At 62.3% G+C, this 1126-nt stretch carries 1 protein-coding gene and 1 pseudogene; one reads left to right on the top strand and one right to left on the bottom strand.

The window, feature by feature from the left end; translation table 11 throughout:
- Positions 1 to 310: hypothetical protein (locus C2U70_RS33355; RefSeq protein ID WP_210243926.1), on the bottom strand; the 310-nt coding region annotated here is incomplete at its 3' end.
- 130 nt (positions 311 to 440) lie between these two features.
- On the opposite strand from C2U70_RS33355, the pseudogene C2U70_RS32325 reads away from it, so the two are divergent.
- Positions 441 to 1126 (top strand): annotated as a pseudogene (locus C2U70_RS32325) (polyribonucleotide nucleotidyltransferase); the annotation flags it as partial.

The following is a 1126-nucleotide window of genomic DNA, read 5'->3' as shown; positions in this document are numbered from 1 at the left end:
GAAGAAGGACGAGGCGCGCTACAAGGCGCTGCTCGAGAAGCACAACATTCGTCGTTAAGAGTTGCATGCGCGCGCCGGTGGCGCGCGTTTTTGCGCGTGGTTTCGAACGAAAGCACTTTTCATTAGGGTTTTTGATCGAGGCAAAGCGCATGTCGTGTGCGGGCCAATGACGGTCCGCACCCGGGGCATGAATGCGAAGGCCGCGGTACGGCGTTCGAAAGATGTTCATGCCGACTGACCGTCCAGCAGCAATCCGGCCGCTGGGCACAACGGGCAAGGCGCCCGTATGACCCGAAAGGATGGATGCCATCCGAAATCCGAAAACCATGGCAGGATCGCCGGACGCTGATCATTCGTTCCGATCAGCGTCCCGCAATCTTGCGCATGGTTTTTGTTTTTCGAGCCGTCCTTCTTTCGAGAACCCATGAAAGAAGACATCTATGTTCAATAAGCATTCAGTCGAGATCGACTGGGGCGGACGCCCTCTCAAGCTCGAAACCGGCAAGATCGCCCGTCAGGCCGACGGCGCCGTCGTCGCCACCTACGGCGAGACCGTGGTGCTCGCCACCGTCGTGGCCGCGAAAGCGCCGCGCGAAGGCGTCGACTTCCTGCCGCTGACCGTCGACTACCAGGAGAAGACCTACGCAGCCGGCCGCATTCCCGGCGGCTATTTCAAGCGCGAGGGCCGTCCGACCGAGAAGGAGACGCTGGTCTCCCGCCTGATCGACCGTCCGATCCGTCCGCTGTTCGTCGACGGCTGGCGCAACGAGACCCAGGTCATCGTCACCGTGCTGTCGCACGACATGGAGAACGATCCCGATATCGTCGCGCTCGTCGCTTCGTCGGCTGCGCTCACGCTCTCCGGCGCGCCCTTCAAGGGCCCGATCGGCGCTGCCCGCGTCGGCTTCGCCAATGACGAGTTCATCCTCAACCCGACGCTCGACGAGATGGTCGACACCAAGCTCGACCTCGTCGTAGCCGGCACCGCCGACGCCGTGCTGATGGTGGAATCGGAAGCCCAGGAGCTGAACGAAGACATCATGCTCGGCGCCGTGATGTTCGGTCACCGCCACTTCCAGCCGGTGATCAACGCGATCATCGAGCTCGCCGAGAAGGCCGCCAAGGA

The sequence above is a fragment of the Bradyrhizobium guangdongense genome (genome assembly GCF_006483445.1).
GTDB classification, from domain to species: domain Bacteria; phylum Pseudomonadota; class Alphaproteobacteria; order Rhizobiales; family Xanthobacteraceae; genus Bradyrhizobium; species Bradyrhizobium guangdongense_A.
This window is presented reverse-complemented; position numbering and strand designations above follow the sequence as displayed.